26 protein-coding genes and 2 tRNA genes are annotated in these 26,711 nt (G+C 63.7%); 10 read left to right on the top strand and 18 right to left on the bottom strand.

Features of this window, described 5'->3' with window-relative positions:
- Positions 1 to 7: 7 nt before the first annotated feature.
- The 3 genes from ACHIRB_RS08545 to ACHIRB_RS08535 are packed head-to-tail and all read right to left on the bottom strand — an operon-like array spanning position 8 to position 4,520.
- Positions 8 to 421 (bottom strand): DUF4233 domain-containing protein, encoded by a 414-nt coding sequence (locus ACHIRB_RS08545; protein ID WP_395125260.1) that lies wholly within the window; start codon positions 419 to 421, stop codon positions 8 to 10.
- On the bottom strand, positions 418 to 1,848 hold the full coding sequence (gene folC / locus ACHIRB_RS08540; RefSeq protein ID WP_395125259.1) for a bifunctional tetrahydrofolate synthase/dihydrofolate synthase: 1,431 nt from the start codon (positions 1,846 to 1,848) through the stop codon (positions 418 to 420). Before folC ends, ACHIRB_RS08545 begins: the two co-directional genes overlap by 4 nt.
- A complete protein-coding gene (locus ACHIRB_RS08535; RefSeq protein WP_395112580.1) occupies positions 1,845 to 4,520 on the bottom strand; it encodes a valine--tRNA ligase in 2,676 nt (891 codons plus the stop codon). Before ACHIRB_RS08535 ends, folC begins: the two co-directional genes overlap by 4 nt.
- A gap of 233 nt (positions 4,521 to 4,753) precedes the next feature.
- On the opposite strand from ACHIRB_RS08535, the gene ACHIRB_RS08530 reads away from it, so the two are divergent.
- Together ACHIRB_RS08530 and ACHIRB_RS08525 are read left to right on the top strand one after the other, a co-directional pair.
- Positions 4,754 to 5,209, top strand: a complete 456-nt coding sequence (locus ACHIRB_RS08530) for an AMP-binding protein (RefSeq protein ID WP_395112579.1) — start codon at positions 4,754 to 4,756, stop codon at positions 5,207 to 5,209.
- A gap of 441 nt (positions 5,210 to 5,650) precedes the next feature.
- Positions 5,651 to 5,776, top strand: a complete 126-nt coding sequence (locus ACHIRB_RS08525) for a hypothetical protein (RefSeq protein WP_267908475.1) — start codon at positions 5,651 to 5,653, stop codon at positions 5,774 to 5,776.
- A gap of 102 nt (positions 5,777 to 5,878) precedes the next feature.
- Here the strand turns inward: ACHIRB_RS08525 and ACHIRB_RS08520 are convergent, their stop codons facing one another.
- From ACHIRB_RS08520 to ACHIRB_RS08510, 3 genes are read right to left on the bottom strand one after another with little or no spacing between them, the layout of a single operon-like run.
- On the bottom strand, positions 5,879 to 6,484 hold the full coding sequence (locus ACHIRB_RS08520) for a GNAT family N-acetyltransferase (protein ID WP_395112578.1): 606 nt from the start codon (positions 6,482 to 6,484) through the stop codon (positions 5,879 to 5,881).
- A 9-nt stretch (positions 6,485 to 6,493) separates the two neighbouring features.
- Positions 6,494 to 7,291, bottom strand: a complete 798-nt coding sequence (locus ACHIRB_RS08515; RefSeq protein WP_395112577.1) for a nuclear transport factor 2 family protein — start codon at positions 7,289 to 7,291, stop codon at positions 6,494 to 6,496.
- On the bottom strand, positions 7,288 to 8,274 hold the full coding sequence (locus tag ACHIRB_RS08510; protein WP_395125258.1) for an NAD-dependent epimerase/dehydratase family protein: 987 nt from the start codon (positions 8,272 to 8,274) through the stop codon (positions 7,288 to 7,290). The genes ACHIRB_RS08515 and ACHIRB_RS08510 overlap by 4 nt, the downstream gene beginning before the upstream one ends.
- Positions 8,275 to 8,389: 115 nt before the next feature.
- On the opposite strand from ACHIRB_RS08510, the gene ACHIRB_RS08505 reads away from it, so the two are divergent.
- Genes ACHIRB_RS08505 through ACHIRB_RS08495 form a run of 3 tightly spaced genes read left to right on the top strand, consistent with a single transcriptional unit; the run spans position 8,390 to position 12,536 of the window.
- Positions 8,390 to 10,693, top strand: coding sequence for an FdhF/YdeP family oxidoreductase (locus ACHIRB_RS08505; RefSeq protein ID WP_395112575.1), 2,304 nt, complete (start codon positions 8,390 to 8,392; stop codon positions 10,691 to 10,693).
- A complete protein-coding gene (gene fdhD, locus ACHIRB_RS08500) occupies positions 10,693 to 11,544 on the top strand; it encodes a formate dehydrogenase accessory sulfurtransferase FdhD (protein WP_199707797.1) in 852 nt (283 codons plus the stop codon). Before ACHIRB_RS08505 ends, fdhD begins: the two co-directional genes overlap by 1 nt.
- Positions 11,541 to 12,536, top strand: a complete 996-nt coding sequence (locus tag ACHIRB_RS08495; RefSeq protein WP_395125257.1) for an aldo/keto reductase — start codon at positions 11,541 to 11,543, stop codon at positions 12,534 to 12,536. Before fdhD ends, ACHIRB_RS08495 begins: the two co-directional genes overlap by 4 nt.
- 179 nt (positions 12,537 to 12,715) lie before the next feature.
- On the opposite strand, the gene ACHIRB_RS08490 is transcribed toward ACHIRB_RS08495, so the two are convergent.
- The 7 genes from ACHIRB_RS08490 to ACHIRB_RS08460 all read right to left on the bottom strand — a co-directional run bounded on the left by ACHIRB_RS08490 (position 12,716) and on the right by ACHIRB_RS08460 (position 19,598).
- A complete protein-coding gene (locus ACHIRB_RS08490; protein ID WP_395112573.1) occupies positions 12,716 to 14,062 on the bottom strand; it encodes an ammonium transporter in 1,347 nt (448 codons plus the stop codon).
- 145 nt (positions 14,063 to 14,207) lie between these two features.
- On the bottom strand, positions 14,208 to 14,765 hold the full coding sequence (locus ACHIRB_RS08485; RefSeq protein ID WP_395112572.1) for a TetR/AcrR family transcriptional regulator: 558 nt from the start codon (positions 14,763 to 14,765) through the stop codon (positions 14,208 to 14,210).
- A gap of 123 nt (positions 14,766 to 14,888) precedes the next feature.
- Positions 14,889 to 16,169 carry an ATP-dependent Clp protease ATP-binding subunit ClpX gene (gene clpX, locus ACHIRB_RS08480; protein WP_395112571.1) on the bottom strand — a complete coding sequence of 427 codons (1,281 nt, stop codon included), beginning with the start codon at positions 16,167 to 16,169 and terminating at the stop codon, positions 14,889 to 14,891.
- Positions 16,170 to 16,499: 330 nt separating this feature from the next.
- A complete protein-coding gene (locus ACHIRB_RS08475; protein WP_199707805.1) occupies positions 16,500 to 17,165 on the bottom strand; it encodes an ATP-dependent Clp protease proteolytic subunit in 666 nt (221 codons plus the stop codon).
- A gap of 43 nt (positions 17,166 to 17,208) precedes the next feature.
- Positions 17,209 to 17,796 carry an ATP-dependent Clp protease proteolytic subunit gene (locus ACHIRB_RS08470; RefSeq protein WP_199707986.1) on the bottom strand — a complete coding sequence of 196 codons (588 nt, stop codon included), beginning with the start codon at positions 17,794 to 17,796 and terminating at the stop codon, positions 17,209 to 17,211.
- 197 nt (positions 17,797 to 17,993) lie between these two features.
- On the bottom strand, positions 17,994 to 19,409 hold the full coding sequence (tig, locus tag ACHIRB_RS08465; protein WP_395125256.1) for a trigger factor: 1,416 nt from the start codon (positions 19,407 to 19,409) through the stop codon (positions 17,994 to 17,996).
- A gap of 112 nt (positions 19,410 to 19,521) precedes the next feature.
- Positions 19,522 to 19,598 (bottom strand) — tRNA-Pro (locus tag ACHIRB_RS08460).
- 234 nt (positions 19,599 to 19,832) lie between these two features.
- Between ACHIRB_RS08460 and ACHIRB_RS08455 the strand changes: the two genes are divergently transcribed.
- A tRNA-Gly gene (locus tag ACHIRB_RS08455) sits at positions 19,833 to 19,906 on the top strand.
- Positions 19,907 to 20,088: 182 nt separating this feature from the next.
- Here ACHIRB_RS08455 and ACHIRB_RS08450 read toward each other — a convergent pair.
- Complete coding sequence (locus ACHIRB_RS08450; RefSeq protein ID WP_395125255.1) at positions 20,089 to 20,370, bottom strand: hypothetical protein; 282 nt, start codon at positions 20,368 to 20,370, stop codon at positions 20,089 to 20,091.
- Between the two features lie 4 nt (positions 20,371 to 20,374).
- Positions 20,375 to 21,436, bottom strand: a complete 1,062-nt coding sequence (locus ACHIRB_RS08445; RefSeq protein ID WP_395125254.1) for an aminotransferase-like domain-containing protein — start codon at positions 21,434 to 21,436, stop codon at positions 20,375 to 20,377.
- Between ACHIRB_RS08445 and ACHIRB_RS08440 the strand changes: the two genes are divergently transcribed.
- Both ACHIRB_RS08440 and ACHIRB_RS08435 read left to right on the top strand, forming a co-directional pair.
- Entirely contained in the window at positions 21,410 to 21,904 is a 495-nt protein-coding gene (locus ACHIRB_RS08440) for a YczE/YyaS/YitT family protein (protein ID WP_395125253.1), read from the top strand. The genes ACHIRB_RS08445 and ACHIRB_RS08440 overlap by 27 nt on opposite strands.
- 95 nt (positions 21,905 to 21,999) lie before the next feature.
- The gene (locus ACHIRB_RS08435) at positions 22,000 to 22,230 is read left to right on the top strand and encodes a hypothetical protein (RefSeq protein WP_395125252.1); all 231 of its coding nucleotides are present in this window, start codon (positions 22,000 to 22,002) and stop codon (positions 22,228 to 22,230) included.
- 17 nt (positions 22,231 to 22,247) lie between these two features.
- Here the strand turns inward: ACHIRB_RS08435 and ACHIRB_RS08430 are convergent, their stop codons facing one another.
- Positions 22,248 to 23,042 (bottom strand): Fpg/Nei family DNA glycosylase, encoded by a 795-nt coding sequence (locus ACHIRB_RS08430; protein WP_395125251.1) that lies wholly within the window; start codon positions 23,040 to 23,042, stop codon positions 22,248 to 22,250.
- Positions 23,043 to 23,075: 33 nt separating this feature from the next.
- Positions 23,076 to 23,549: a ribose-5-phosphate isomerase gene (locus ACHIRB_RS08425; protein ID WP_395116429.1), complete on the bottom strand. Its 474-nt coding sequence runs from the start codon at positions 23,547 to 23,549 to the stop codon at positions 23,076 to 23,078.
- A 102-nt stretch (positions 23,550 to 23,651) separates the two neighbouring features.
- Here ACHIRB_RS08425 and ACHIRB_RS08420 point away from each other — a divergent pair, with 102 nt between their 5' ends.
- A complete protein-coding gene (locus ACHIRB_RS08420; RefSeq protein WP_395125250.1) occupies positions 23,652 to 24,593 on the top strand; it encodes a M48 family metallopeptidase in 942 nt (313 codons plus the stop codon).
- A gap of 15 nt (positions 24,594 to 24,608) precedes the next feature.
- Here the strand turns inward: ACHIRB_RS08420 and ACHIRB_RS08415 are convergent, their stop codons facing one another.
- Positions 24,609 to 25,259: a mycothiol-dependent nitroreductase Rv2466c family protein gene (locus ACHIRB_RS08415; RefSeq protein ID WP_395116425.1), complete on the bottom strand. Its 651-nt coding sequence runs from the start codon at positions 25,257 to 25,259 to the stop codon at positions 24,609 to 24,611.
- A gap of 190 nt (positions 25,260 to 25,449) precedes the next feature.
- Here ACHIRB_RS08415 and ACHIRB_RS08410 point away from each other — a divergent pair, with 190 nt between their 5' ends.
- Positions 25,450 to 26,679, top strand: coding sequence for an NAD(P)/FAD-dependent oxidoreductase (locus ACHIRB_RS08410; protein ID WP_395125249.1), 1,230 nt, complete (start codon positions 25,450 to 25,452; stop codon positions 26,677 to 26,679).
- Positions 26,680 to 26,711 lie beyond the last annotated feature (32 nt).

Here is a 26,711-nt window from a genome sequence, read left to right as displayed (position 1 = left end):
TAGAGGTCTAGTCTCGCTGGCCCGGGAGCAGCCCCCTCTTCATCCGCGACTGGACGTCACGCCGAAGCCAGAGCAGGTAGCCCCACACTCCCGCGAAAATGAGACCGATGACGCCGATCGACGGATGCGCGAACCAGCCGGCAACGAACGCCACCTGCAGCGCAAGGTTGTACGGCATTGCCCACGGCCGCCGTTGCAATCCGCCACCGGCGATCATCAGCAGCGCGAGGCCGACGAGGTAGCCGCCCGACACCCATGTGACGCCACCGCTGAGCTTCGCCACGATCGGCAGACCGAGCAACACGACGATCGCCTCGAGTATCAGTACCCCGGCCAGCACGCCGCGGAAGGCTTTCCACGGATCCTTGGTCGGCTCACCGAACTGGGTCGTTTCCCCGTCTGCGGGGCTGTCGGAACTCACGCGGGATCCTTTCCGAACAACGCACGCGCCGCACCGGCAGTCACGACGGACCCGGTCACGACGACCCCGGCACCCGAGACCGCCTCCCCCGGTTCGACGACGTCCTCCGCGAGCCCTATCGCCGTCTCCAGCGCATCCGGCAACGTCGCCGCAACGACGACGCGCTCGTCGCCGAAGCGTTGGACCGCGAGATTGCCGAGTTCTTCGGCTTCCATCGAGCGCGGCGATCCGTTGGTCGTGACAACGATCTCGTCGAATGCAGGCTCGAGCGCTTCGAGAATGCCCGCGACGTCCTTGTCCCGCATCACGGCGACGACGCCGACGAGTTTGCGGAAATCGAACTCGGCGGCAAGGGCCGCCGCCAGCGCCTTGGCGCCTGCCGGGTTGTGTGCCGCGTCGAGAAATATGGTCGGGGCACTCCGAACACGTTCGAGGCGACCCGGCGACGTGACCGACGCGAAACCCGCGCGTATCGCATCGACGTCGAGCCTACGATCGGCGCCTGCGCCGAAGAACGCTTCGACAGCCGCGAGCGCGAGTACTGCGTTGTGCGCCTGGTGTTCGCCGTGCAGTGGCAGGAAGATCTCGTCGTAGACACCGCCGAGCCCCTGTAGTTGCAGTTCCTGCCCGCCGACCGCGATGCGCCGACCGAGCACCTTGAACTCGGACCCCTCCCGAGCAACGGCAGCATCGACCTCGACGGCGCGACGCAGCAGGACGTCCATCACTTCGGGTTCCTGTTGCGCGATGACGGCGACGGTATCGATCGGAACGAGTTGTTCGCGTGCGCGTTTGATGATTCCGGCCTTCTCACCGGCGATACTCGTCAGATCCGGACCGAGGTAGTCGACGTGGTCGAGTCCGATCGGCGTGATCACGGCGACCTGACCGTCGATCACGTTGGTCGCGTCCCACCGACCGCCGAGACCGACCTCGACGACAGCCACGTCGACCGGCGCTTCCGCGAACGCGGCGAACGCCATCGCTGTGACGACCTCGAACTTGCTCATCGCAGGTCCGCCTGCGCTTTCCGAGGACGCGTCGACCATTTCGACGTACGGCAGGATCTCGCGATAGGTGTCGACGTAGAGACGCGGCGAGATCGGCAGGCCGTCGATACTTATCCGCTCGGTCGGCGATTGCAGGTGCGGGCTCGTCGTCCGACCGGTGCGGCGATGCAGACTCTGCAGGAGCGCGTCGACCATGCGGGTGACCGACGTCTTGCCGTTCGTGCCGGCAACGTGGATTGCCGGATAGCCGTGCTGCGGCGCGCCGAGCAGATCCATCAGTGCGGAGATCCGAGCAGTCGACGGCTCGATTTTCGTTTCGGGCCAACGCTTGTCGAGCTCGGCCTCGACGAGGGTCAGCTCTGCGAGATCGACCGCGGACGGCGCCTCTAGTGCGACGGGGTCGCCCTCGGTGCTCACTTGGCACCCATGTCGCGCAGGCGCGCACCGACTCTGGCGACCTCTTCTTCGGCAAGGCTTCGCCGCGACCGGATCTTGTCGACCACCTGATCCGGTGCCTTGGCGAGGAACGCCTCGTTCGACAGTTTCGCGGCCGTCGCTGCCAGTTCCTTCTCGGCGGCAGCAAGTTCCTTCTCCAGCCTGCGTCGCTCGGCCTCCAGATCGACGGTGCCCGACGTATCGAGTTCGACGGTGACCGTCGCGTTGCTCAGGCGCACCTCCAACGATGCGGTTACGGCGAAATCGTCTGCGGGAGTGGTCAGCCTGGCAAGTGAGCTGATCGAGTCGAGTTGGGCAACCAGATCGGCCGACTCGACGCCGACCAGACGGGCTGCGACCTTCTGCTTGTCCTTGAGACCCTGATCGCTGCGGAAGCGGCGCACTTCGGTGATCAAGCGCTGCATATCCGAGATACGTTGCGCTGAAGCAGTATCCGCCGCAGTTCCCGATGCCGTCGGCCACTGCGCGACGACCACGGATGCACCACCTGTCAACGCTTTCCAAAGCGTCTCCGTGACGAACGGGATCACCGGATGCAGCAGGCGCAGCAGCGAATCGAGGACCACACCGAGCACGGCACGGGTAGCGGCCACGCGCTCCGGATCGGCCAACTGCACCTTCGCCAGTTCGAGATACCAGTCGCACACCTCGTCCCACGCGAAGTGGTAGAGACCTTCGCAGGCTTTACCGAACTCGTAGCTGTCGAACGCCGAATCCACTTCGGCGCGAACCTCTTCGAGCCGATCGAGGATCCAGCGGTCTGCGTCGGTCAGCGCATCGCGGGCGGGCAACTCGGTCGACACTGCACCGTTCATCAGCGCGAACTTGACGGCGTTGAACAGCTTGGTGACGAAGTTGCGCGACGCCGAGGCGTGCGACTCGCCGATCGAGAGGTCGCTACCGGGCTGCGCACCGCGAGCGAGGGTGAACCGCAACGCGTCAGCACCGTACAACTCGACCCAGTCGAGTGGGTCGATGCCGTTGCCACGCGACTTGGACATCTTCTTGCCGAACTGATCTCGGATGAGCCCGTGCAGGAAGACGTCCTTGAACGGCACCTGTAGGCCGGACTTGCCAGGTCCCGCGATCTGGTCGTCCTCGGCGATGAACATGCCGAACATCATCATGCGGGCGACCCAGAAGAAGATGATGTCGTAGCCGGTGAAGAGAACGCTTGTCGGATAATACTTTTGGAGTTCAGGCGTCTTCTCGGGCCAACCGAGTGTCGAGAACGGCCAGAGCCCCGACGAGAACCAGGTGTCGAGCACATCGGGATCCTGGGTCCAGCCGGCGGGCGGCGTCTCGTCCGGACCGACGCAGACGGTTTCGCCGTCGGGCCCGTACCAGATCGGGATGCGGTGACCCCACCAGAGCTGGCGCGAGATGCACCAGTCGTGCATGTTGTCGACCCACGCGAACCACCGTGATTCCAGACTCTTCGGATGAATCACCGTGTCGCCGTTTCGAATTGCGTCGCCTGCAGCGGCGGCGAGAGTGTCGACCTTCACCCACCACTGCAGCGAGAGGCGCGGCTCGATCGCCTCACCACTGCGCTCGGAGTGACCGACACTGTGTAGGTACGGACGCTTTTCGGCGACGACTCGCCCTTCCGCGGCCAGACGCTCGCGCACTTTGACACGTGCCTCGAAACGGTCCATACCGTCGAATTCGGTTCCGGTTCCGACGATCCGAGCCGTTTCGTCCATGATGGACGGCATCGGCAGGCTGTGTCGTAGCCCCATCTCGAAGTCGTTGGGATCGTGCGCGGGGGTGATCTTCACTGCGCCGGTACCGAACTCGGGGTCGACGTAGTCGTCGGCGATGATCGGTATCGCCCGACCGGTGATCGGGTGCTCGACGGTGGTGCCGATCATCGTCTTGTACCGCGCATCGTCGGGGTGCACCGCGACCGCGGTGTCACCGAGCATCGTCTCCACCCGCGTGGTCGCGACGATCACGTGCGGCTCGTCGTCGCGAAGCGAGCCGTACCGTAGCGAGACCAACTCGCCCTCGACGTCCTCGTACCGAACTTCAATGTCGGATATGGCAGTACGCAGCTCGGGCGACCAGTTCACCAGCCGCTCGGCGCGATAGATCAGGCCCGCGTCGAACATCCGCTTGAAGATCGTCTGCACCGCATTGGAGAGTCCGTCGTCCATCGTGAACCGGTCGCGGCTCCAGTCGACACCGTCGCCGATCCTGCGCATCTGGCCCTGAATGGTGCCGCCGGACGCGTGCTTCCAGTCCCACACCTTGTCGATGAACAGCTCTCGGCCGAAGTCCTCTTTCGTCTTGCCATCCACGGCGAGCTGCTTCTCGACGACGTTCTGCGTCGCGATACCTGCATGGTCCATGCCCGGCTGCCACAGGACGTCGAACCCCTGCATCCGCTTGCGACGAGTGAGCGCGTCCATCAGCGTGTGGTTGAGCGCGTGGCCCATGTGCAGGCTGCCCGTGACGTTCGGTGGCGGCAGCACGATCGAGTACGGCGGCTTGTCGCTGGTCGGGTCCGCCGCGAAATATCCGGCAGCTACCCAGCCCTGATACAGGTCTTCCTCGACTGCGCTGGGATCCCAGCTCTTCGGTAGCGAATCGGCTCGACTGTCGGAACTATCGGGGGCTGTGCTGGTCACTCGGCGATTCTAGTCGGCGACGGACGACGCGATTCATCGACGCTAGCTGGTGGCAACCGTTCGCATCGTCGCCCTAGCCTCGAGCCGACCACCCTCGGGTGCACCATCGTTCACCCTTGGGTCGCGAGCACCACCACTCGGGCTGCTGTCGCCGACCTCCGGAATAGACCAGATTTGCGGTCAAGAGAAACAAGCACTCCGACTCCCGCAGAGTCGGACAAACGGAGGTCACAATGTACGTACTGGTCGATTCACCGGTGGGAACGTCGTTCATCCGCAACCGCCCCGAGCATTTCACCGAGACCGCGGAACTCGATCCGCACGGTGTCGCTGTCTCCTCCGGTGATCGCAGCCTCACCTTCGCCGAGGTCGACGCGTGGTCGACCACTCTTTCCCAAATGCTGGTCGACATGGGCGCAGGGACCGACAACCACGTCGTCATGGCGCTGCCGCCTTCGATCGAGTCCGTCGTTGCGATGTGGGCGGTTGCGAAGACGGGAGCCGCTCTCGCGTCGATCGATCCAGCTGAATCGGCCACGATGGCCGGGATCGTCGTGTCCGGCCGCCGTGTCAGCATCGGCTTGACGACTCGGGAACAGCTCGCCTCGCTGCCGGATTCGATCACCTGGCTTGTCGTAGACGAAAGCGCTTCTCGCGCTGGAGGTTCGGTGACCTTGGTCGCGGCGTGAGTGGCCGCGCAAACGATGCGCAAACGATCAAGGGCCGAGAGAATTGGCAGAAGGGTGGAGGATTCAATGGATGAGGGTCACTGAATCCCCCGCCCTTCCTCCGCAATAGTAGACCGCCTGCCACGTTAAATCTGCACGACGGGCAGACTTTTCTCGAACGTCGAGTCAGCCGCTTGGCGACGAACCGACTGCGACCCCGCGGCTACGTCGCTGAACACCCAGCAAGCGTTGAGCATCGTCGATCGACGACGGCTCTTGGGCCCACTCCATCGCCGCACGATTCGTCCCCGATCCCCATGCCGAGCACATTAGCAAGACATTTCAGATAAAGATTTCGCAATAATCACGCGCTTCGAGACCTCTTCGTAATAAAATCGTGACACCTGAGACACCGAAACCTTGGTCGCCAGCTCAGGTTCAATCGAATACGGAGGAGATGTCATGGGATCAACGGAACTGCTCAGCGGATTGTTCGGAACCGGTAGCTCGGGCAGCGGCGGCGGCGGTGAAAGTGGCGGCGGTGGCCTGCTCGGAGGTCTCCTCGGCCTGCTCGGCGGAATTCTCTGACTCAACTCGTGATCGGTCGGTCGCTTCGAAGCGGTGCACGAAGCGGCCGACTACACGAACGCGTCCAGGTCGATCCGAACCGCAAGCGGGTGAGTTGCAGCGCTAGCGCGGATTACGCCACATCGCCCAGAGGGTGGGACCGCCCTTGGGGAGCACGACCTCGCGGGTGACCTCGAAACCGAATCGCTCGTAGTACGGCACGTTGTCGGGCTTACTCGATTCCAGATAGGCCGGTGCGTGCTCGGCGTCGCATCGATTCAGACGTGACGTCATCAGGCTGTGGCCGAAGCCGCCACCGCGCACAGACGGATCGGTGCCGATAACCGACAGATACCAATGCGGCTCTTCCGGATGGTTTGCCTTCATCGTCTCGTTGACCTCGCCGCCGAGCTGTATTCGACTTCCGAAAGCCATGATCATCGCGGGCACCGAACGCAGTTCCGTCCAACCGGACGACTTCCAGCCGCCGGGCGGCGCCCACAGGGTCGCTCCACCGATTGCACCGTCGGCACCGGTTGCTACTTCACAGCCACCCTGTGACAGGTACTGGTAGCGCGCGATCGCGCCGAACAACCTCGCGAGCCCCTTCTCACGCTTGGCGTCGTCGGGCAGCATAAACGTCATAACCGGGTCGTCGAAGAACGCCCGCGCGAGGGTTCTGGACACTTCTGCGATGTCCGACTTCTGTGTCGGGCGCACGATAGTCATGGCAACAGGCTACCGAGGCAGTCCGACACCCTCCGGTGCGGTGAAAAGGTCGGTTCCGACCACGGTTCCGCTGCGTCGATCCAGATAGCAGAACAACACCGCGGGCACTTCGCCCCCAACACATGTCGAGACGACGACATCGCCCGATGCGATCACCTTCGTGAGGTTCCCGACGACCGCCCCGCCGAACAGTTGCACCGCGTCGTCGGAACCCGCCTGTGCCTGCGAAACAAGTTCGGCTACAGCGGCTTTACCGGAATTTCCGACGCTGCGCATGGCTCGCCCGAACGCGAAAGCGCCGCCGAGGCCCTGGTACTTCAGTAGGCGAATATTGGTCTGCGCGATCGATCGGGTGTGTGCACGATCGAACCCCGCGAGCTGTGCAACGACAGGCCCGACCTCCCAGTGTGCGGCGAGTCGTCCGATCCGCAGCGGACCACTGTCGGTCGTCAGTTCGTACAGCAGATAGGCCGGCGTCTCGAGCACGACACCCGCGGTGTCGGTGATCTCGATCGTGACATTTCGAACGACATCGAGACCGCGGACGATATCGGGTCCGTCGTAGCGGAAACGGATGGACCGCGGCGCGATGTAGGTGTCCCAGAATCGCGACAGCGCGTGGGGGCCACGACTGCCGCCGCGGCGGTCGTACAGACCGCCGACGACCGGGCGCCCACCTACCGGATCCTCGACGACATGGCGGGGAGCGAAGAGCGCGAGCCACGCGGCCTTGTCGTGCGCGGCGACGGCAAGCGGCGAACGCTCGACGAACTCGAGTAGGTCGTCGGGGGTCACCGCCACGGTCACGCGCGCTGCCTCTGCGTGCGCGCGAACTGCAGGAACTCGACCAGATCGTCGACCGTCTGCGTCGACGTACGCGCTCGGTAGCCGAGTTCGGTGACTGCTTTGGCGTTGTCGATCCGCGGGCTCGCCACGAGCGCCGCCAAAGAGCCTGCGCTGATCAGATCCGATCCGAATCGCTTACCGATTCGTTCCGCGATCGGGATCATCGGTAGCACCGCGCGCAGCGGAACGGCCGCGATACGTCCGCTTCGTCCCGCCTTCCTGGCGGCCCGCCGAAACACGTCGGCCATCACGCAGAATTCGCCTGCCAGCAGGTAGTTCTCACCGGTTCGTCCGCGGTCGGCAGCGGCGACGAGGCCGGTTGCGACATCGCGGACGTCCACGAGATCGAAGCCGCCCTCCAGCGTGAACGGCATCCGGCCGCGGATGGCCATCGCAATCAGGCCGTTGATCCTCGACAGGCCGGCCATGCCGAAATCGGTCGGGCCGTACACGCCCGTCGGATTGCAGATCACGGCGTCGAGGCCGGCTTTGACGACCTCTTGGACCTGCTGCTCCCCCGCCCACTTCGAGCGGTCGTATACAGGGATCTTCCCATCCTCGGACCGCGGGCTCGTCTCGTCGATTTCCTGGCATCGGTACTGGTCGAAGGCATGTATGGAACTGCAGTGCACGTAGCGCCGGACACCTGCCGCCAACGCAGCTTCGGCGGTGTTTCGCGCACCGTCGACGTTGAGCCGCCAGGCGATCTCGTCTTGTTCGGACAGGGTGATCTTCGCGACGAGGTGGTACACGGTGTCGACACCCGTCAGAGCACTCCGGATCGACTCCGGGTCGAGCACGTTCGCCTTTCGGAACTCCACACCGGACGGAAAGTGCGGCGAGCGGGCTACATCCAACGCGCGGACCGACTCGCCATCGGCCACCAGCTGTCTGACCAGGTTGACGCCGAGATATCCGCTCGCACCCGTCACCGCCACAGTCATACTTCTCTTCCTCTCCACGTCCTTGCCGCAGATCATACGGGACGAACTAGAACTTGTTCTAGATTTGCCCTTGCCCTGGGTTGGAGGCGTCCGAGCAAAGAGGCACTATGGAGCAATGACCCGCACGGGACCGACCAGCGACATCGACGAGTCCGCGCTTGCGGTCACGTCGCCGAAGAACAAGGCGGCCGGGCTCACCGCCGTCGCCGTCTCGATGCGGCGCAGCCTCGAACAGATGGGTCTGCTGCGCACGTCGAGGTCGCTCGCTCGCCTCAACCATCACGACGGATTCGATTGCCCAGGCTGCGCATGGCCCGAACCGCTCGGCCATCGGCGTCCCGCCGAATTCTGCGAGAACGGCGCCAAGGCGGTCGCAGAGGAAGCGACGCTGCGGACCGTCACACCGGAGTTCTTTGCCGAGCACTCGGTCGCGGAACTGGCGACCAAGTCCGGCTTCTGGCTCGGCCAGCAGGGGCGCCTGACCCACCCGATGGTGCTCACGCCGAATGCCACGCACTATCAACCGATTTCGTGGCGCGACGCCTACCGGCTGATCGCCGATGGATTGCGCGCGCTGTCCTCCCCCGACGAAGCGATCTTCTACACCTCGGGACGAACAAGCAACGAAACCGCGTTCCTCTATCAGTTGCTGGTCCGCAGTTTCGGTACCAACAATCTGCCCGACTGCTCCAACATGTGTCACGAATCGTCCGGCACCGCCCTGACCGCAGCGATCGGCATCGGCAAGGGGTCGGTGTCCATCGACGACTTGACCAAGGCGGACCTGATCCTCATCGCCGGCCAGAATCCGGGTACCAACCACCCGCGCATGCTGTCGACCTTGGAAACGGCAAAGCGCAACGGCGCCAAAATAATTGCCATCAATCCGCTTCCCGAGGCGGGCCTGAAGGGCTTCAAGGACCCCCAGCGCCTCAGTGGCCTACTGCGTGGCGGCACCGAGATCGCGGACGAGTTCCTGCAGATCCGCATCGGTGGCGACATGGCCCTGTTCCAAGGGCTCGGCAGGTTGCTCTTCGAGGCCGAGGATCGCGCGCCGGGGACCGTGGTCGACAGGGCCTTCGTCGACGCACACTGCGCCGGTTTCGCCGAATACGAAGCGCACATGCGTGCGGTCGACCTCGACGCCGTGCTCGAGGCAACCGGTTTGACCCGGACTCAGCTCGACGAGACCGCTGCAGCACTCATCGCCTCGGAGCGCACCATCACCTGTTGGGCAATGGGATTGACGCAGCAGCGGCACGCTGTCGCGACCATCGAAGAGGCGACCAACCTGCTGCTGCTTCGCGGCATGATGGGCAAACCCGGCGCAGGCGTGTGCCCGGTACGAGGACACTCGAACGTGCAGGGCGACCGCACGATGGGCATCTTCGAGCGGATGCCGGACTCCTTCCTCGACGCACTCGATGCCGAATTCGCGATGTCCAGTCCGCGCGAACACGGTTTGGACACAGTCGATTCGATCCGCGCGATGCGCGACGGGACGGCGAAGATATTCATGGCCATGGGCGGCAATTTCGTCTCCGCAACGCCGGATACCGACGTGACCGAGGCAGCGTTGCGCAATTGTGCTCTGACCGTGCAGGTCTCGACGAAGCTCAACCGAAGTCACGTAGTCCCCGGCGAAGTCGCATTGATCCTGCCCACGCTCGGCCGTTCCGACCTCGATCTGCAGGACGGCACCAAACAGCATGTCTCCGTCGAGGATTCGATGTCGATGGTCCACCTGTCCACCGGCAGGTTGGCACCGGTCAGCTCGGACCTTCGCAGCGAGGTCGCGATCGTGTGCCAACTGGCGACCGAACTGTTCGGACCCGACCACCAGGTTCGGTGGTCGGAGTTCGAAAAAGACTACGACCTGATTCGCGACGCGATCTCCAGAGTGATCCCCGGCTGCTCCGACTACAACACACGTGTCCGCGAGCGCAACGGCTTCCAGCTACCGCACCCGCCCCGCGATTCACGTGAATTCGTCACAGCCACAGGCAAAGCCAATTTTGCAGTCAACGAACTGGCCTGGGTGCCTACCCCGCCGGGACGCCTCGTACTGCAGACGATGCGCAGCCACGATCAGTACAACACGACGATCTACGGTCTCGACGACAGATACCGCGGCGTGAAGAACGGCAGGCAGGTCGTCTTCGTCAACGCAGCCGACATCGCCGAACTCGGGTTCAGCGACGGCGATCTGGTGAACATCGTCTCCGAATGGCCGACCGAGGGCCGCGTCGAGGAACGTCGCGTCGACGGTTTCCGGATCGTCGCCTACAGCACTCCGCGCGGCAACGCCGCGGCCTACTATCCAGAGACGAATCCGCTGATCCCACTGGATCATGTTGCGGACAAATCGAATACGCCGGTATCCAAGGCGATTACAGTCCGGCTCGAACGGGCGGACTGATGGGCCGCATCACCTCACGTCGCCAGGTTCTGCGGATCACCGCAACAGGGTCCGTCCGCCGACCGGACACACTCGCTGTCGAGGAGCCGCTCGAGCTGCGGATTGCGGGCACGCCGGTGAACGTGACGATGCGGACCCCGGGCAACGACATCGACCTGGTGCACGGATTTCTCCTCAGCGAGGGTGTGATCGCTGACGCGGGCGATGTGGTCGCTGTTCGCTACTGCGCCGGTGCGGACGAAGACGGTGTCAATACCTACAACGTTCTCGACGTGACACTCGCCGCGACCGCACGGCCGGATGCGTTGGGGCACAGGCACGTCATGACATCGAGCGCGTGCGGAGTGTGCGGTAAGGAATCGCTCGCCGACGTCGCGGCGACGTCGCGATTCGATATCGCGCAGACGGAACTTGCCGTCGAGGCCGGGATTCTGGCGTCGATGACGCAGACACTTCGTAAGAACCAGCGAACGTTCGACGCGACGGGCGGCCTGCATGCGGCTGGTTTGTTCAGCGCCGACGGCGCCCTGCTCGTCGTCCGCGAGGACGTCGGCCGCCACAACGCGGTCGACAAGGTGATCGGCTGGGGCATCGCCGAAGGCCGCGTGCCCATGAGCGACTGCGTATTGATCGTCAGCGGCAGAGCTTCCTTCGAACTCGTACAGAAGGCCGTGATGGCAGGCATACCGATGCTCGGCGCAGTGTCGGCGCCGTCGTCGCTCGCAGTGGATCTCGCGGCGGACAACGGACTGACACTCGTCGGGTTTCTCCGTGGCGAGACGATGAACGTCTACTGCCGAAGCGATCGACTCAAACAGACTTCGGTCGGGCGGCCTACTTTGGAGTCATGACTGCTTCCCCCATCACTCTCGGCGACAATCTGACGACAAGCCAACTCGGATTCGGTGGCATGGCATTGACGCCCGTCTACGGTGCCGTCGAACCCGCCGACGCGCTGGCGACGCTGCACCACGCGATCGATGTCGGCGTGACATTCATCGACACGGCCAACGTGTACGGCGGCGGTTCGAACGAGCAACTCATCGCCGCTGTTCTCCGCGATCGTCGTGCCGAGGTGCAACTCGCAACCAAGTTCGGCATCACCGGCAATCCTGCGGCCGGCGATCGCGGAGTACGCGGCGACCGAGATTATGTTCGGCAATGCATCGACGAAAGTCTGCAGCGTCTCGGTACCGACACGGTCGACCTGTACTACCTGCACCGACTCGATCCGAACACACCGATCGAAGACACAGTCGCGGCCATGGCCGAGCTCGTGACCGAGGGGAAGGTCCGCCATCTCGGCCTGTCCGAGGTCACCGCGGCCGAATTGCGCCGCGCGGTGGCGGTCCATCCGATTGCCGCCGTGCAATCGGAATGGAGCATTTGGAGTCGAGACGTCGAATCGAACGTCGTTCCCGCAGCTGCCGAACTCGGCGTCGGCTTCGTTCCGTATGCGCCACTCGGGCGGGGATTTCTCACCGGAACGGTCACCGCGGACACGATCAGCAGCAACGACATCCGCAACCACTTTCCGAGATTCGACGACGGCAGCATCGACACCAATCGTGCGGCTGTCGCGGCCATTCAGACGGTCGCGGACGCGGTCGGCGCCACGGCCGCGCAGGTCAGCCTGGCGTGGCTGCGGCACAAGGGCAGCGACTTCGGTTTGCCCGTTGTGTCGATACCTGGGACGCGCAAACAGCATCGGATCGACGAGAACGTTTCCTCGCTGGTGGTCGACCTTTCGGCAGCGCAGGTTGCCGAGCTGGATTCGATAGCAGGGCTGGTGAGCGGAGAGCGGTCCGCCGTGGCGTCCTGGGTGTCGTCGGGGCGCGAATAGACGCGCGTCACGACAATCCGACCGGGGTTCAACTACCGAAGGACCCGGACCGAGCGAACTCGTGCGTCTGCCGCTCCGCTTCCTTGCGGCTAGCGCGTATCCGGACCTGCACGAGGAATGACGAACACACGTGACGCCGGAACCTTGCGGTCCCGGCGTCACGTGTTCTCGATCGGTTGTCAGGCCTTGGACTCGACCGCATCCGCAGCGAGTGCTTCCGCAGCAGCACTGACCTCGGCTTCGGAGCCGCTCATTCTGGCAAGTTCCAGCGCCTCGAGAACGTAGGCGGTCTCACCGTGGATCGCCGAGTCCAAGCCGCCGGACTCGGTTTCTGCATCGACTCGCAGACCCATCGTCATGTCGAGCACCTTCGCGATGATGAAGGTGACGATGAAGGTGTAGGCGAGCACGGCAAGCACCGCGACCGTCTGCCTACCGAGCTGACCGAACCCACCGCCGTAGAACAATCCGGCAACGGCGTTGGGAGCTTCGTCGGTCGCCAGCAGGCCGATCAGGAGCGTGCCGAGGACACCGCCGACGAGGTGGATGCCGACAACATCGAGTGCGTCGTCGTATCCCAGCTTGTACTTGAGCGACACCGCTGCACAGCAGACGACACCGGCAGCGGCACCGATGATCAGTGCACCGATCGGAGATACCGCACCACAGGCGGGTGTGATCGCGACGAGTGCGGCGATCATGCCGGATGCTGCACCGAGCGACGTAGCGTGACCGGCCTTGATGCGTTCCATAACCAGCCAGCCACAGACACCCGCGCACGTCGCGGCAACAGTGTTGAGGACGACGACCGATGCGCTGTTGGACGCAGCCAATGCCGAACCGCCGTTGAAGCCGAACCAGCCGAAGTACAGCAGGCCGGCACCGAGCATCGTCAGCGGAAGATTGTGCGGGCGGTGCGGATGCGGGAACGCGTGCCGCTTACCGAGGACGAACAGCACGGCCAACGCCGCGATGCCCGCGTTGATGTGGACCGCGGTGCCACCGGCGAAGTCGATCGCCTTGAGCTTGTTGGCGATCCAGCCACCCGTAACGGATCCGTCGGCAGAGTTGAATGCGAACACCCAGTGCGCGACCGGGAAGTAGACGAGCGTGGCCCAGATTCCCGCGAAGACCATCCAACCTGCGAACTTCATCCTGTCAGCGAAAGCTCCCGAGATGAGCGCGACCGTGATTGCCGCGAACAACAGCTGGAACACCGCGAACAGCGCAGGTGGCAATGCGGCCGGGTCCGAGGCGGTCAGCAACTTGCCCAACCCGAGATACTCGAACGGGTCGCCGATCAGACCGGCTCCACCGACCGAATCGCCGAAGCCGACGGAGTAGCCGAACAGCACCCACAGGACGCCGACGACGGCGAATGCGCCGAACGTCATCATTGCCATGTTGAGGGTGTTGCGGACGCTCACCATGCCGCCGTAGAAGAGCGCGAGGCCCGGAATCATCAGGGCAACAGCAGCGGTGGCGGCCAACATCCAAGCGGTATTGGCTGCAGCTAATGGATCCATATTTGTTCACCTTCGCGGACGAGGGCGCGCATGCGCGTGCCGTTTGATGCGGTGAATCACCGTCACCGGTGAGTGAACCCGACAAATGTGACTTCAACCGGCGCGGTCGTGAATTGTGCGTTACGAGCGCCAGGACTCGCAGCTATCAGGGTGCGGCGAGCCGCCGAACCGCGTCGACAACGGTCCGGCGTCGGAACACCGACTCGGTGAAGTTCAGAACCTCAGGCCCCTGCACAGACCAGACAGCCGCGATGTGGCGTGCAAGCAGCACCAGTTGCAGCGGGTCCAACCGGTCGGTGACGTGGCCGGCAAGTTGCGCGTCGCGCACTGTTGCGATGTGTGATTCCAGCGCAGCGACCGCCTCGGGAGGGGCAACGTCGCTGTTCGTGCGCTCCAACCGGTACCAGGTCACGAGTCGGACGATGTCCGGATTCGCCGCGCCCGAGTCGTAAAGGCGGCCCGCGTACTCGCCGAGGTCGATTGGATCCAAAGTGATGTCGGTGAACGTGGCATCGACGAACTGGTCGAGGACCGCGTCGAAAAGGGCTTCCTTGCTACCCCAGTAGGTGTAGATCAGACCCTTGCTGCAACCTGCCTGTGCCGCGATTCGATCGATGCGAGCGCCGGCGACACCACACGATGCGAACTCGCTCATCGCCGCGTCCAGCAACCGCGAGCGACTGTCGGTCGTGTCCTTTGCCACCATCGGACAGTACTACCGACCGGTAAGCACAAGCGCGGCAAGTAACGCCCGACACAACAAAGCGCGGCCGAAGGTCATCGGACCTCCGACCGCGCTTCGACGAGTTGTGCTGCGCGCCTTGCGTTATGCGCTCTTCTCGCGACGCTCCGGCCGCTCACGCTTGCGCGGGACGATGGTCGGCAGGACGTTGTCGACGACGGTCTCGCCGGTCACGACCACCTTCGCGACGTCGTCGCGGCTCGGAATGTCGTACATCACCGGGAGCAGGACTTCTTCCATGATCGCGCGGAGGCCACGAGCGCCTGTGCCGCGCAGGATGCCCTGATCTGCGATCGCTTCCAATGCGTCGTCGGTGAATTCCAGTTCGACGCCGTCCATCTCGAACAGGCGGGTGTACTGCTTCACCAGCGCGTTCTTCGGCTCGGACAGGATCTTGACCAGCGACGCCTTGTCCAGGTTCGTCACCGAAGCGACGACGGGGAGGCGGCCGATGAACTCGGGAATCAGGCCGAACTTGATCAGGTCTTCAGGCATGACGTCGGCGAAATGATCCTGGGTGTCGATGTCGGCCTTCGAGTGCACCTCGGCACCGAAACCGATACCACGCTTGCCGACCCGATCGGAGACGATCTTCTCGAGGCCTGCGAAGGCACCAGCCACGATGAACAACACGTTGGTCGTGTCGATCTGGATGAACTCCTGATGCGGATGCTTGCGACCACCCTGCGGCGGAACGCTTGCCTGCGTGCCTTCGAGGATCTTCAGCAATGCCTGCTGCACACCTTCGCCGGACACGTCACGCGTGATCGACGGGTTTTCGCTCTTGCGAGCGATCTTGTCGACCTCGTCGATATAGATGATTCCGGTTTCGGCGCGCTTGACGTCGTAATCCGCGGCCTGGATCAGCTTGAGGAGAATGTTCTCGACGTCTTCGCCGACGTAGCCGGCTTCGGTCAGCGCGGTGGCATCGGCAATCGCGAACGGGACGTTGAGCATCTTCGCCAGCGTCTGCGCGAGGTAGGTCTTGCCGCAACCTGTCGGGCCGAGCATCAGAATGTTGGACTTCGCGAGCTCGACAACCTCGCCGCGTGCGTCACGGGCTTTGTCGCCGGCCTGGATTCGCTTGTAGTGGTTGTAGACCGCAACTGCGAGGGTCCGCTTGGCGGTGTCCTGACCGATGACGTAGTTCTCCAGGAAGTCCCGGATCTCCATCGGCTTCGGCAGCTCGTCGAGCTTGACCTCGCTCGACTCGGCCAGTTCCTCTTCGATGATCTCGTTGCAGAGGTCGATGCACTCATCGCAGATGTACACACCAGGACCCGCAATGAGCTTCTTGACCTGCTTCTGGCTCTTTCCACAGAACGAGCACTTCAGCAGATCGCCGCCGTCACCGATGCGCGCCATCTTTCAGGTCCCTACTTCCTTCTCCGCGTGCGACCGTCGCTCCCGATTGTGGACGATCGAATCGGTCCGACAATCTAGGAGCGGTGGGCCATGATGTGACCGTACCCGCGATTCGGGAATGTGGTCGACTTCTTACGGGTGATTCACACAGAGAACCGCGCATTTCGTCGCTCACCTCCCGCATTTCGTTCCGATACCGCACGACCCGAACTTTCGATTCGATCTCTCGGTGCCGAGCGGCACCTGATCGGTGCCCAAGCGTTGCTTGCGAATGCGCGGTTCTCCCGCAAATCGATCACACCGGCGTGTCGCCGATGAGCGATTCACCAATTACTTTTGCGCGCTGAGCTTCCGGTAATCGAACACGGTATCGATGATGCCGTATTCCTTTGCACCTTCGGCCGTCAGAATCTTGTCGCGATCGGTGTCCTTGCGGATGACGTCCGCATCCTTACCGGTGTGGCGAGCAAGCGTGGTTTCCATCAGACGACGCATACGTTCGATCTCCGCTGCCTGAATCTCCAGATCGGAAACCTGACCCTGGATGCCACCCTCGACGGACGGCTGGTGGATCAGCACGCGAGCGTTCGGCAGCGCAGCGCGCTTGCCCGGCGTTCCCGCAGCAAGGAGCACGGCGGCAGCCGAGGCCGCCTGACCGAGGCACACGGTCACGACGTCGGCACGGACGTACTGCATCGTGTCGTAGATCGCCATCAGCGCGGTGAACGAACCACCGGGCGAGTTGATGTACATCGTGATGTCGCGATCGGGATCCTGCGACTCGAGCACGAGCAACTGAGCCATCAGGTCGTTGGCGGACACATCGTCGACCTGCGATCCGAGGAAGATGATGCGCTCCTCGAACAGCTTGTTGTACGGGTCGGACGTCTTGACGCCGTAGGTCGTCTGCTCGGTGAACTGGGGCAGGATGTAGCGCGACTGCGGACCCTGGGGTGCCGCGGAGCCTGGCAGGCGCGGGATGAACAATTCGGCCATCTTCTCTCCAAAAAGGTCTGTGGGTGAACGGCGAAAGGGCGGGCTACTTGCCCGTGCCGCCGGCCTGCTGGGCGCGGGAGACGACGTGGTCGACGAAGCCGTATTCGAGCGCCTCGGCGGCTGTGAACCAGCGGTCGCGATCGGCGTCGGCGGTGACCTGCTCGACGGACTTGCCGGTGTGCAGTGCATTGAGTTCGTTCATCTCACGCTTGGTCTGCACGAACTGCTCGGCCATGATCGCGATGTCGGCAGCGGTACCGCCGATACCCGCGGACGGCTGATGCATCATGATCCGCGCGTGCGGCAGCGCGTAACGCTTGCCCTTCGCACCGGCGGTCAGCAGGAACTGACCCATCGACGCTGCCAAACCCATGCCGTAGGTCGCGACGTCGCATTCGGCGAACTGCATGGTGTCGAAGATCGCCATACCCGCGGTGACCGAGCCACCGGGTGAGTTGATGTAGAGCGAGATGTCCCTGGTCGGGTCTTCGGCCGTCAGCAGCAGGATCTGTGCGCAGATCTTGTTGGCGATATCGTCGTCGACCTGAGTGCCAAGGAAGATGATGCGCTCGTGCAACAGCCGCTCGAAGACCGAGTCGCTCAGATTCAGGCCTGACGTTGCCGACCGCATCGTCGGTGCACCGATCAATGCACCCCCATTCGACGCGCTACCACTGGCCCCATCGATGCGTGCAAACTCGTTATGCGGTGTCACGGTTACCTGCTTTCTCCCTTGCATTGACTTCGCTGACACAAACACTAACGAAGGAGGGCGGCACCGGAGTCCCGGCGCCGCCCTTCTTCGCTATAAGCGGAAAACTCCGCTACTTACTTCTCGTCGTCGGACGCTGGTGCTTCGAGTGCGTCGACGTCGTCGGCTTCGATGACCTCGATGTCGTCGTCGTAGTCGATCGTTTCGCCCGACTCGCTGCCGAACAGCTCGGCAGTGTTGATCGAATTGCCTTCGGTATCGCTCACGCTGACGCGGTCGACGATGCTCGCGAGCGCCTTGCCGCGACGGATGTCGGCGAAGATCGCACCGAGCTGGTTCGCTTCCTGGATCTGCTGGATGAACTGCTCGGGAGCAATTCCGTAACGCTGCGCCTGGAAGATAATCCGCTCGGTCAGCTCTTCCTGGCCGACCTGCGTGTTCTCAGCCTCGGCGATCGAGTCGAGCAGAAGCTGGATCTTCACCGAGCGCTCGGCCGACTTCTGCGCGTCGGCTTCGAACTCTTCGCGGCTGCTGCCCTGCGACTCCAGCAGCTCGGCGAACTTGTCCTCGTCGTGGTCGAGTCCGTGCACTGCGTCGTGGATGGCGGCGTCGACCTCGGCCTTGACGACGGCGTCCGGCACCGGAATTTCGATGGTCTCCAGCAGGCTTTCCAGGACCTTGTCGCGGATCGCGCCGGCCTGCTCGACCTTGCGGACGCGACCGACGCGCTCACGCAGGTCTGCCTTCAGCTCGTCGAGGGTGTCGAACTCGCTCGCCAGCTGGGCGAACTCGTCGTCGGCCTCGGGCAGCTCGCGCTCCTTGACGGTGCCGACCGTAACCGTGACGACGGCCTCCTGGTTGGCGAAGTCACCTGCGACGAGGGTCGAGGTGAATTCCTTCGACTCGCCGACCGACAGGCCGATGATGGCCTCGTCGAGGCCCTCGATCAGTTCACCGGAGCCAACTTCGTGCGAAAGCCCGGTCGCGCTGGCCTCTTCGACGTTCTTGCCGTCGACGGTTGCCGACAGGTCGATGGAGACGAAATCGCCGTCCTGCGCGGGACGGTTGGCACCAGCGAGCGTGCCGAAGCGTGCGCGCAGCGACTGCAGCTGCTCGTCGATGTCTTCGTCTTTGATTTCGATCGGATCGACGGTGACGCTGATCGTCGAATAGTCGGGCAGTGCGATCTCCGGACGAATGTCGACCTCGGCCGTGAACTCCAGCTGCTGGCCGTCGTCGATCTTGGTGATTTCGATGTCGGGCTGGCCGATCACCTTCACCGCTGCGGTAGTGACAGCTTCGCTGTACTTACCAGGCAATGCGTCGTTGACGACCTGCTCGAGAATCGCGCCGCGACCGACGCGTGCCTCGATGAGCTTGGCCGGAGCCTTGCCAGGACGGAAACCCGGAATCCGGATCTGCTGTGCGAGCGACTTGTATGCGCGGTCGAAATCGCCCTTGAGTTCCTCGAAGGGCACCTCAACGTTGATCCGTACTCGCGTCGGGCTCAGCTGCTCGACGGTGCTCTTCACCGAAATAACTCCTTAAATCGTTTCCTAGCAATCGTCTTCTGGATACGTTCGCTCTTGTGCCGCCCGGTCAGGCGAGTCGATCGTGCGGCTGCAGAACAGCACGCGGTCTTGCTGGTCGGGGTGACAGGATTTGAACCTGCGGCCCTCCGCTCCCAAAGCGGATGCGCTACCAAGCTGCGCTACACCCCGTTCAACTCCACACCTCACCTGATTCAGCGAACAGCGCGCCCGTCGAACCAGACTCCGTGGAGAGCCAGGACGTAATCCTACGGTTACCCGATTACCGATTCCAAAGCGGTGTTCGGTACAGTCTCAACGCACACGACATCTCCGGTGGCGATCCCATCCGATGTCGTATGCCTGCGGACGCAGCTCAATGGTAGGCCTCAGATTTTCTCTGAAGCTATTAAGCTGCTCCGCTAGGCCGGTGTAGCTCAATGGTAGAGCCCCTGTCTTCCAAACAGGCTACGCGAGTTCGATTCTCGTCACCGGCTCCACCAGCACAAACGCTCGCCTCCCAATGCGGGGGCGAGCGTTCGTCGTTTCAGGGGAATCTTCGGTTCGGCGTCGGATCAGCCGTACCCATCGAGTGACGCAAATCACCACCGGCGCTCCGCGCCTCGTGCGTCCTTTCGGAGGGCCCGACCACCGAAAAGACTCACGACAGGGGTGGCGCCCCTCACGCGATTTCGTTCGGCGGATGCCGCCCGGTGGCGCCGGCCGTGACGGCGATTTCGGTCCGCGCGAGCCTGCCGACGGCCTCGACCAGTCGATCGGCAGGCAGTGTGAACGGCAGCCTCAGGTGGCGCTCGAAGGCACCGCCGACACCGAAACGAGGTCCGGCGGCGAGCGTCAACCCGTGATCGGGCGCGGTCGCAGCCAGTCGTGAGCTGATCTGCGTAGGGAACCCGACCCACAGGGACACCCCGCCTGCTGGAGGTCGACTGTGGAGGTGCGGCATTGCGTCACCCAGCGCGCGGACGAGGGTGTCGCGTTGCTCCCGCAGCCGATCGATGGCTGCGGGCCGATTCGTGGATCCGCCATCCAAGAGGATCGCGGTCGCGAGCTGCTCGACCACCGGTGTTCCCAGATCCAGGACGGGACGACGTTGGACGACCCGCTCCAGAAGCGCCGGGACGCCCGGATCCAGCCGATCCGCAGCCCTCCCCAAACGCTTTGGAGACCGACCCGATGCTGATGGCGTCGGGTTGTGCCAGCGCGAACGGCACGGGCGGAGCGCCATCGAGGCATATGTCCACCATCGTCTCGTCCACGATCGTCGGACAGGCAAGCTCGAGTTGCTGCCGGACCGCCCTCGACATACATAGACCTGTCGGGTTGTGGAAGTCGGGAATCAAGTAGGCGAGTTTCGCGGACTTTCCCGCTGTCTGCAGTTGCTCGACGTCCCAACCGACAGCCGTCAGACCGACCGGGACGAGTCGGACCTGCTGCGCCACGAGTGTCGTAATGACGTGCGGATAGGTCGGGTGGTCGATCACTACCCGATCGCGCGGCGCGAGCATGGTTCGCGCCAGCAGGGCCAGCGCATGCTGAGCTCCGCTTGTGACGAGGATGCTGTCGCGGGAGGTCGGCAGTCCCCGCCGCTCGTACCAGCGCACTACCGCATCGCGAAGTTCTTCGATTCCGTAGCGGTCGTACCCGTGTCGCTCGTAGTGACGCGGGAGCTTCTCCAAAGCCGAGACGAACGCCGCGTGCAATATCTCGCCGGGTGCCTGTGGAGCGGCGAACGACAGGTCGATCGCCGTCGGCGTCCTTCTCGGCGTCGGCACGTGCTTGTCGTCGTCGGGAAGGCGAACGGTCGCCCGTGCTCGTTCCCTGGTCGCCAGGTAGCCCTCCTCGACCAGCGTGCGATACGCCGTGCCGACCGTTGTCCTACTGACTCCGAGTGCTGCGGCCAGATCGCGTTCACTCGGGACGGTCGCTCCAAGGACGAGCCGGCCGTCCAGCACAAGCAACATCAGCCGATCCGACAGTCGCTGATGGGCAGGACCGGGACATCGCTCCACGTCCCGAGCTCGTACGGGTGGGCGACCAACCTCATTGCTCTGCTCGTCCTCGTCGCCTGGATCCCGATGCGGGAATTGCCTGGCCTCGGCACCGTGCTGAATGTCGCGATCGTCGGGTTTGCCGCTGACGCAGCGGGATTCGTGCTTCCTGTTCCCGAGACGCTGCTACTGCAGGCCTGCTACCTCGGCGGCGGACTTGTTGCCATCGCATTCTTCGATGCTCTGTACCTCGGCGCCCAGTTCGGCTCGGGCCCGCGCGACGGAATCATGACGGGTCTGACGCGGATCACCAAGCAACCGATCGCGGTTGTCCGGACCGGCATCGAAGTAGTCGTCGCAGTCGTCGGCTGGATGCTCGGCGGGACCGTCGGCATCGGAACGGTCGTCGTTGCGCTGCTGATGGGTCCACTCGTCGGCTTCTGTCTTCCGCGAGTTGCGGTGCAACTTCCGCGCGCGACAACACCTTGAATCGGGCATGATCAGGGCTTCGACTCGTGAGTCGTTTCGGCGCGCCCGACCGCCGAAAAGAGTCACGAGGCGCGGAGCGCCCTAGGAGGTCGGCGATGGATATCTGGGACATTCTGTTGAGTATCTGGATGGTTTTCCTGGTGCTGGTCAGTGCCAGAGTCATCTACGTCTTCGTCCGGAACAGACGTTCGTACGACCGCGAATTGGCCCGCGGGAGCGGGGCCAGCGGAGGGTCCAACGAAGGCGATTCCAGCGGCCATTCCTGGTTCGACGGCGGGAGCGATTCCGGTGGCAGCGGAGGTTGCGGTGGAGGTGGCGGCAATTGACAACACTCGACCGGGACCTACTCAGGCTGGCAGGTGGGGCACCAGAACAGGTTGCGGCCTTCCAGTACCGAATGCGCGATCGGTGTCGAACAGATGCGGCAGGGTAGACCCGCGCGCCGGTACACGTAGGACCGCGGGCGATCCTTGCCGTACGTTTCGCCGTGGTCGTCCTCGGGTCGGATCGTGATGATCTTGCCCCGCCGGACCCCGACCTTCATCAGCGCGACGAGGTCGGTCCACATGTCGTCCCACACATCGCGGGAGATCAACTCACCGGGCAGCATGGGTGAAAGGTTGTGTCGGAACAGCAGTTCCGCGCGATAGACGTTGCCGATACCGGCCACGACCGACTGATCCATCAGCAATGCGCCGATCGGACGGCGCGAACGATGCAGCCGCACCCAAGCTCGATCGGGATCTTCACCACGACGCAGCGGATCCGGTCCGAGTCGATCTGCGATCGCTTTCAATTCGGCCTTCTGCAGCACTTCGCACGCTGTCGGTCCGCGTAGATCCGTTCCGAAATCGGCGCCGACCATACGCATCCGCACCTGGCCGACGGGTGGTCCCATCGGCATCGCGGAATCAGTGAATTTGCCGTAGAGACCGAGATGTATGTGGACTACGAGACCCGAATCGTAATGATGCAGAAGGTGTTTGCCCCAGGCCTCGGCTTTGACGAAGGTGCGTCCGTCGACGAGTGCCGCACCTTCGGCGAACTTGCCCTGCGGGCTCGACACCCTGATCTCCGAGCGCGCGAACCGACGTTGATGCAACCGGGCAAGACGGTGCAGCGTATGCCCCTCAGGCACCGCGCACCGTCGTCCCCAGCACAGAAATCGCGATCAGTGTTCCGGCTTCGCAGGAAGGACGCCGGTCTTCTCCCATTCGAGCAACTGGTCGATGCGGCGCTGATGGCGCTCCTCGCCCGACCATGGCTCGGCGATGAAGGCGTCGACGATCGCCAGCATCTCTTCCTCGGTGTGCATACGACCGCCGATGCCGATCAGTTGCGCTTTGTTGTGCTGGCGAGCAAGTTTCGCCGTTTCGACGCTCCACGCCAACGCACATCGCGCACCGAGGACCTTGTTGGCTGCGATCTGCTCGCCGTTGCCGCTGCCGCCGAGGACGATGCCGAGGCTGCCTTCGTCTGCGACCGTGCGGCGCGCAGCGTCGATGCAGAACGGCGGATAGTCGTCGACCGCGTCGTAGGTGTAGGCGCCGCAGTCGACGACCTCGTGTCCGGCGGCGGTGAGATGAGCCGCGATCGTGTTCTTGAATTCGAAGCCGGCGTGGTCGGCACCCAGGTATACGCGCATGACTGGAGATTGTGTCAGGCGTGATCCGCGGCCGACCGACGTAGGTAGCGGATCCGGCGTTTCGGGCTGCCAGCGACGCGGTCGATCAATACAGTTTTCGCCATGTATCCACCCGAGCAACTCGCTCCGCAGCAGACGTGGGGTCCGCCGCCCGTCGAACTACCACCGCGAGGTCTGTCACCGTACGGACGGCCGATCAGGCACAACTGGGAGATCCCGCTGCTCGTGCTTGCGATCGTGATCACCGTTGTCGCGTATGGCGTCTCGGTCGCGATGCTGATTTCCGGCCAGGTCTCCGACATCGCGGCGGTGCTGCTGGTCGCGCCGATTCTCCTCTACGTACTACGTGGACAGAACTATGCGACCCAGCGCGTCAACGGGATTCGGATGACGCCGACGCAGTTCCCCGAGGGGTATGCGCTCGTCGCCGAGGCCGCGGCCAGGCTGGGTATGAAGACTGCGCCCGATGCCTACGTCGTGCTCGGCAACGGCCAGATCAACGCTTTCGCGTCCGGCCACGGCTTCCGGCGATTCGTCGTGGTCTACAGCGATCTGTTCGAAGTTGGCGGCGAGGCAAGACAACCCGACGCGCTCGCCTTCATCATCGGACACGAAGTCGGCCATATAGCGGCCGGGCACGCCTCCTATTGGCGGCAACTCGGAATGTTCGCGTCGAACTACATCCCGGTCGTCGGGTCGTCACTCTCGCGGTCGATGGAATACACGGCCGACAACCACGGCTTCTGCGTACGCCCCCAAGGAGCGCCTGGCGTGATGGGGGTGCTCGGCGCAGGCAAATATCTGGTCGGCCGGGTCGGATTCGACGAACTCGCCGACCGCTCGATGACCGAACGCGGATTCTTCGTGTGGCTGGTCAACATTCTCGCGAGCCACCCGGTCCTGACGTGGCGGGCAGCCGCCCTTCGCGATCGCAGCCGGCACGGAAAGTTGTTCTTCCGGCCGACCGCGGACCGACTCCCGACCCCTCCGACGGCGCTGCCCCCACCTACGCCGTATCCGACAGCACCACCGAAGACGTTGTAGCCCAAACGAAGCGACTCAGCCGAATACAGGATCCTCGTGCCGCGTGCGCTTCAGTTCGAAGAAGTGCGGGTACGAGGCGAGGGCGACAGCGCCGTCCCAGACGCGCCCGGCGTCCTCGCCGCGCGGGATCCGCGAAAGAACCGGTCCGAAGAACGCGACTCCGTTGACGTGGATCGTCGGTGTGCCGACGTCGTCGCCGACGGCATCCATGCCTGCGTGGTGACTCTTGCGAAGCGCGTCGTCGTAATCGGTCGACGTTGCTGCATCGGCGAGTTCGGCAGGCAGCCCGACCTCGGCGAGCGAATCCGCGACCACCGCCGCAAGCGACTCCGCTCGGGTATCGCGCTCGTATTCGTCCTTACGCTGGTGGATTCGCTCGCCCATCGCCGTGTACAGCGGGAGCAGCACCTCGTCACCGTGGGCTTCGGCGGCTGCGATCGCAACGCGCACCGGACCCCAACCCTGATTCATCATCTCGCGGTAGTTGTCGGGTAGGTCGCGGTTTTCGTTGAGCACGGCCAGGCTCATGACGTGGAAGTTCGCCTCGATGTCGCGGACCTTCTCGACCTCGAGAATCCAGCGCGACGTGATCCAGCACCATGGACACAGCGGATCGAACCAGAAGTCTGCTGTGTCTTTTCCGTTCGTCTTGACGTCCTCGCTCACGCGTGACTCCCTTGTGCGTCGTATCGATGTGCCGTGCCGGCAATTAGGTCTACCCACAGGGCGCAACACCACACCCAACGATTCTCTTCCCGCGTAGCGTTGAGGCGGCAAGCCGCTCGTGCGTCTTTTCGGTGGGCCGGCCCGCCGAAAAGACTCACGAGGCGCGTAGCGCCCTACCCTGGAGGCACCGATGAGCACACAGCCAACCTTCGTCATCGTCGGCGGCGGACTCGCCGGAGCGAAGCTTGCGGAAGCTTTGCGAGACAAGGACTTTGCAGGAACAGTGATCCTGCTCAGCCAGGAGGACCACCTCCCCTACGAGCGTCCGCCGCTGTCCAAAGAGCACATAACCGGCAAGAAGTCGCTCGACGGTTTCACGGTCCTCACGAGGCAGTGGTACCGCGATCATCACATCGATCTGCGGCTCGGCACCGAGGTGACCGCGATCGACCGATCCGCCAAGACGGTCTCGCTGCCAGACGGTTCGACGATCTCCTACGACAAACTTGCACTCGCGACCGGTTCCCGCTCGCGCCGGCCACCGATTCCCGGCTCCGATGCGGTCGGCGTCCACTACCTGCGGACCGTCGAAGAATCCGATGCGCTCGTCGACGTGCTCGCACATGGCGGACGTCTCGCCGTCGTCGGCGCAGGCTGGATCGGACTCGAGATCGCAGCCAATGCCCGCGAGAAGGGCGTGGACGTCACCATCGTCGAAGCCGCCGAACTACCACTGCTCGCCGCACTCGGCTCCGAGATGGGAGCGGTGTTCGCGGACCTGCACCGCGAGCACGGCGTCGACTTCCGCTTCGGGGCGAAGGTCGAAGCGATCACCGACTCCGACGGCACCGCGACGGGTCTGCGACTCGGCGATGGCACGACGATCGACGCAGACGCCGTCCTCGTCGCGGTCGGTGCAGCGCCGAATATCGAGATCGCCGACGCCGCAGGGTTGGACACCGACAGCGGGGTACTCGTCGACGCGTCGATGACAACGAGCGACCCCGACATCGTTGCCGTCGGCGACATCGCGGAGCAGGACCACCCGGTGCTACATCACCGCATCCGCGTCGAACACTGGGCGAACGCACTCAACCAACCCGCCGTTGCGGCAGCGACGATGCTCTGCAAGTCGGCGACCTACGAGAACCTGCCCTACTTCTACACCGACCAATACGACCTCGGCATGGAATACGTCGGCCACGCAACCGATTACGCGCAGGTCGTGGTGCGCGGCGACACGGCGAAACGGGAGTTCGTCGCGTTCTGGCTCGGTGCGGACAACACCGTCAAGGCGGGCATGAACGTCAACATCTGGGACGTCACGGACGCGGTGAAGGCGCTCGTCGCCTCGGGGCGCCCGGTCGATCCGGAACTCCTCGCAAATCCAGAGGTCGGATTGGACTCCGTCTACGCTTAGGCGCGTAGCTTGCGGAGCGATCATAAGAAATG

Origin of the sequence: Antrihabitans spumae (assembly GCF_043944905.1) — a bacterium.
In the GTDB taxonomy this organism is placed as follows: domain Bacteria; phylum Actinomycetota; class Actinomycetes; order Mycobacteriales; family Mycobacteriaceae; genus Antrihabitans; species Antrihabitans spumae.
The sequence above is the reverse complement of the archived record's forward strand: the minus strand, read 5'-3'. Positions and strand labels throughout refer to the sequence as shown.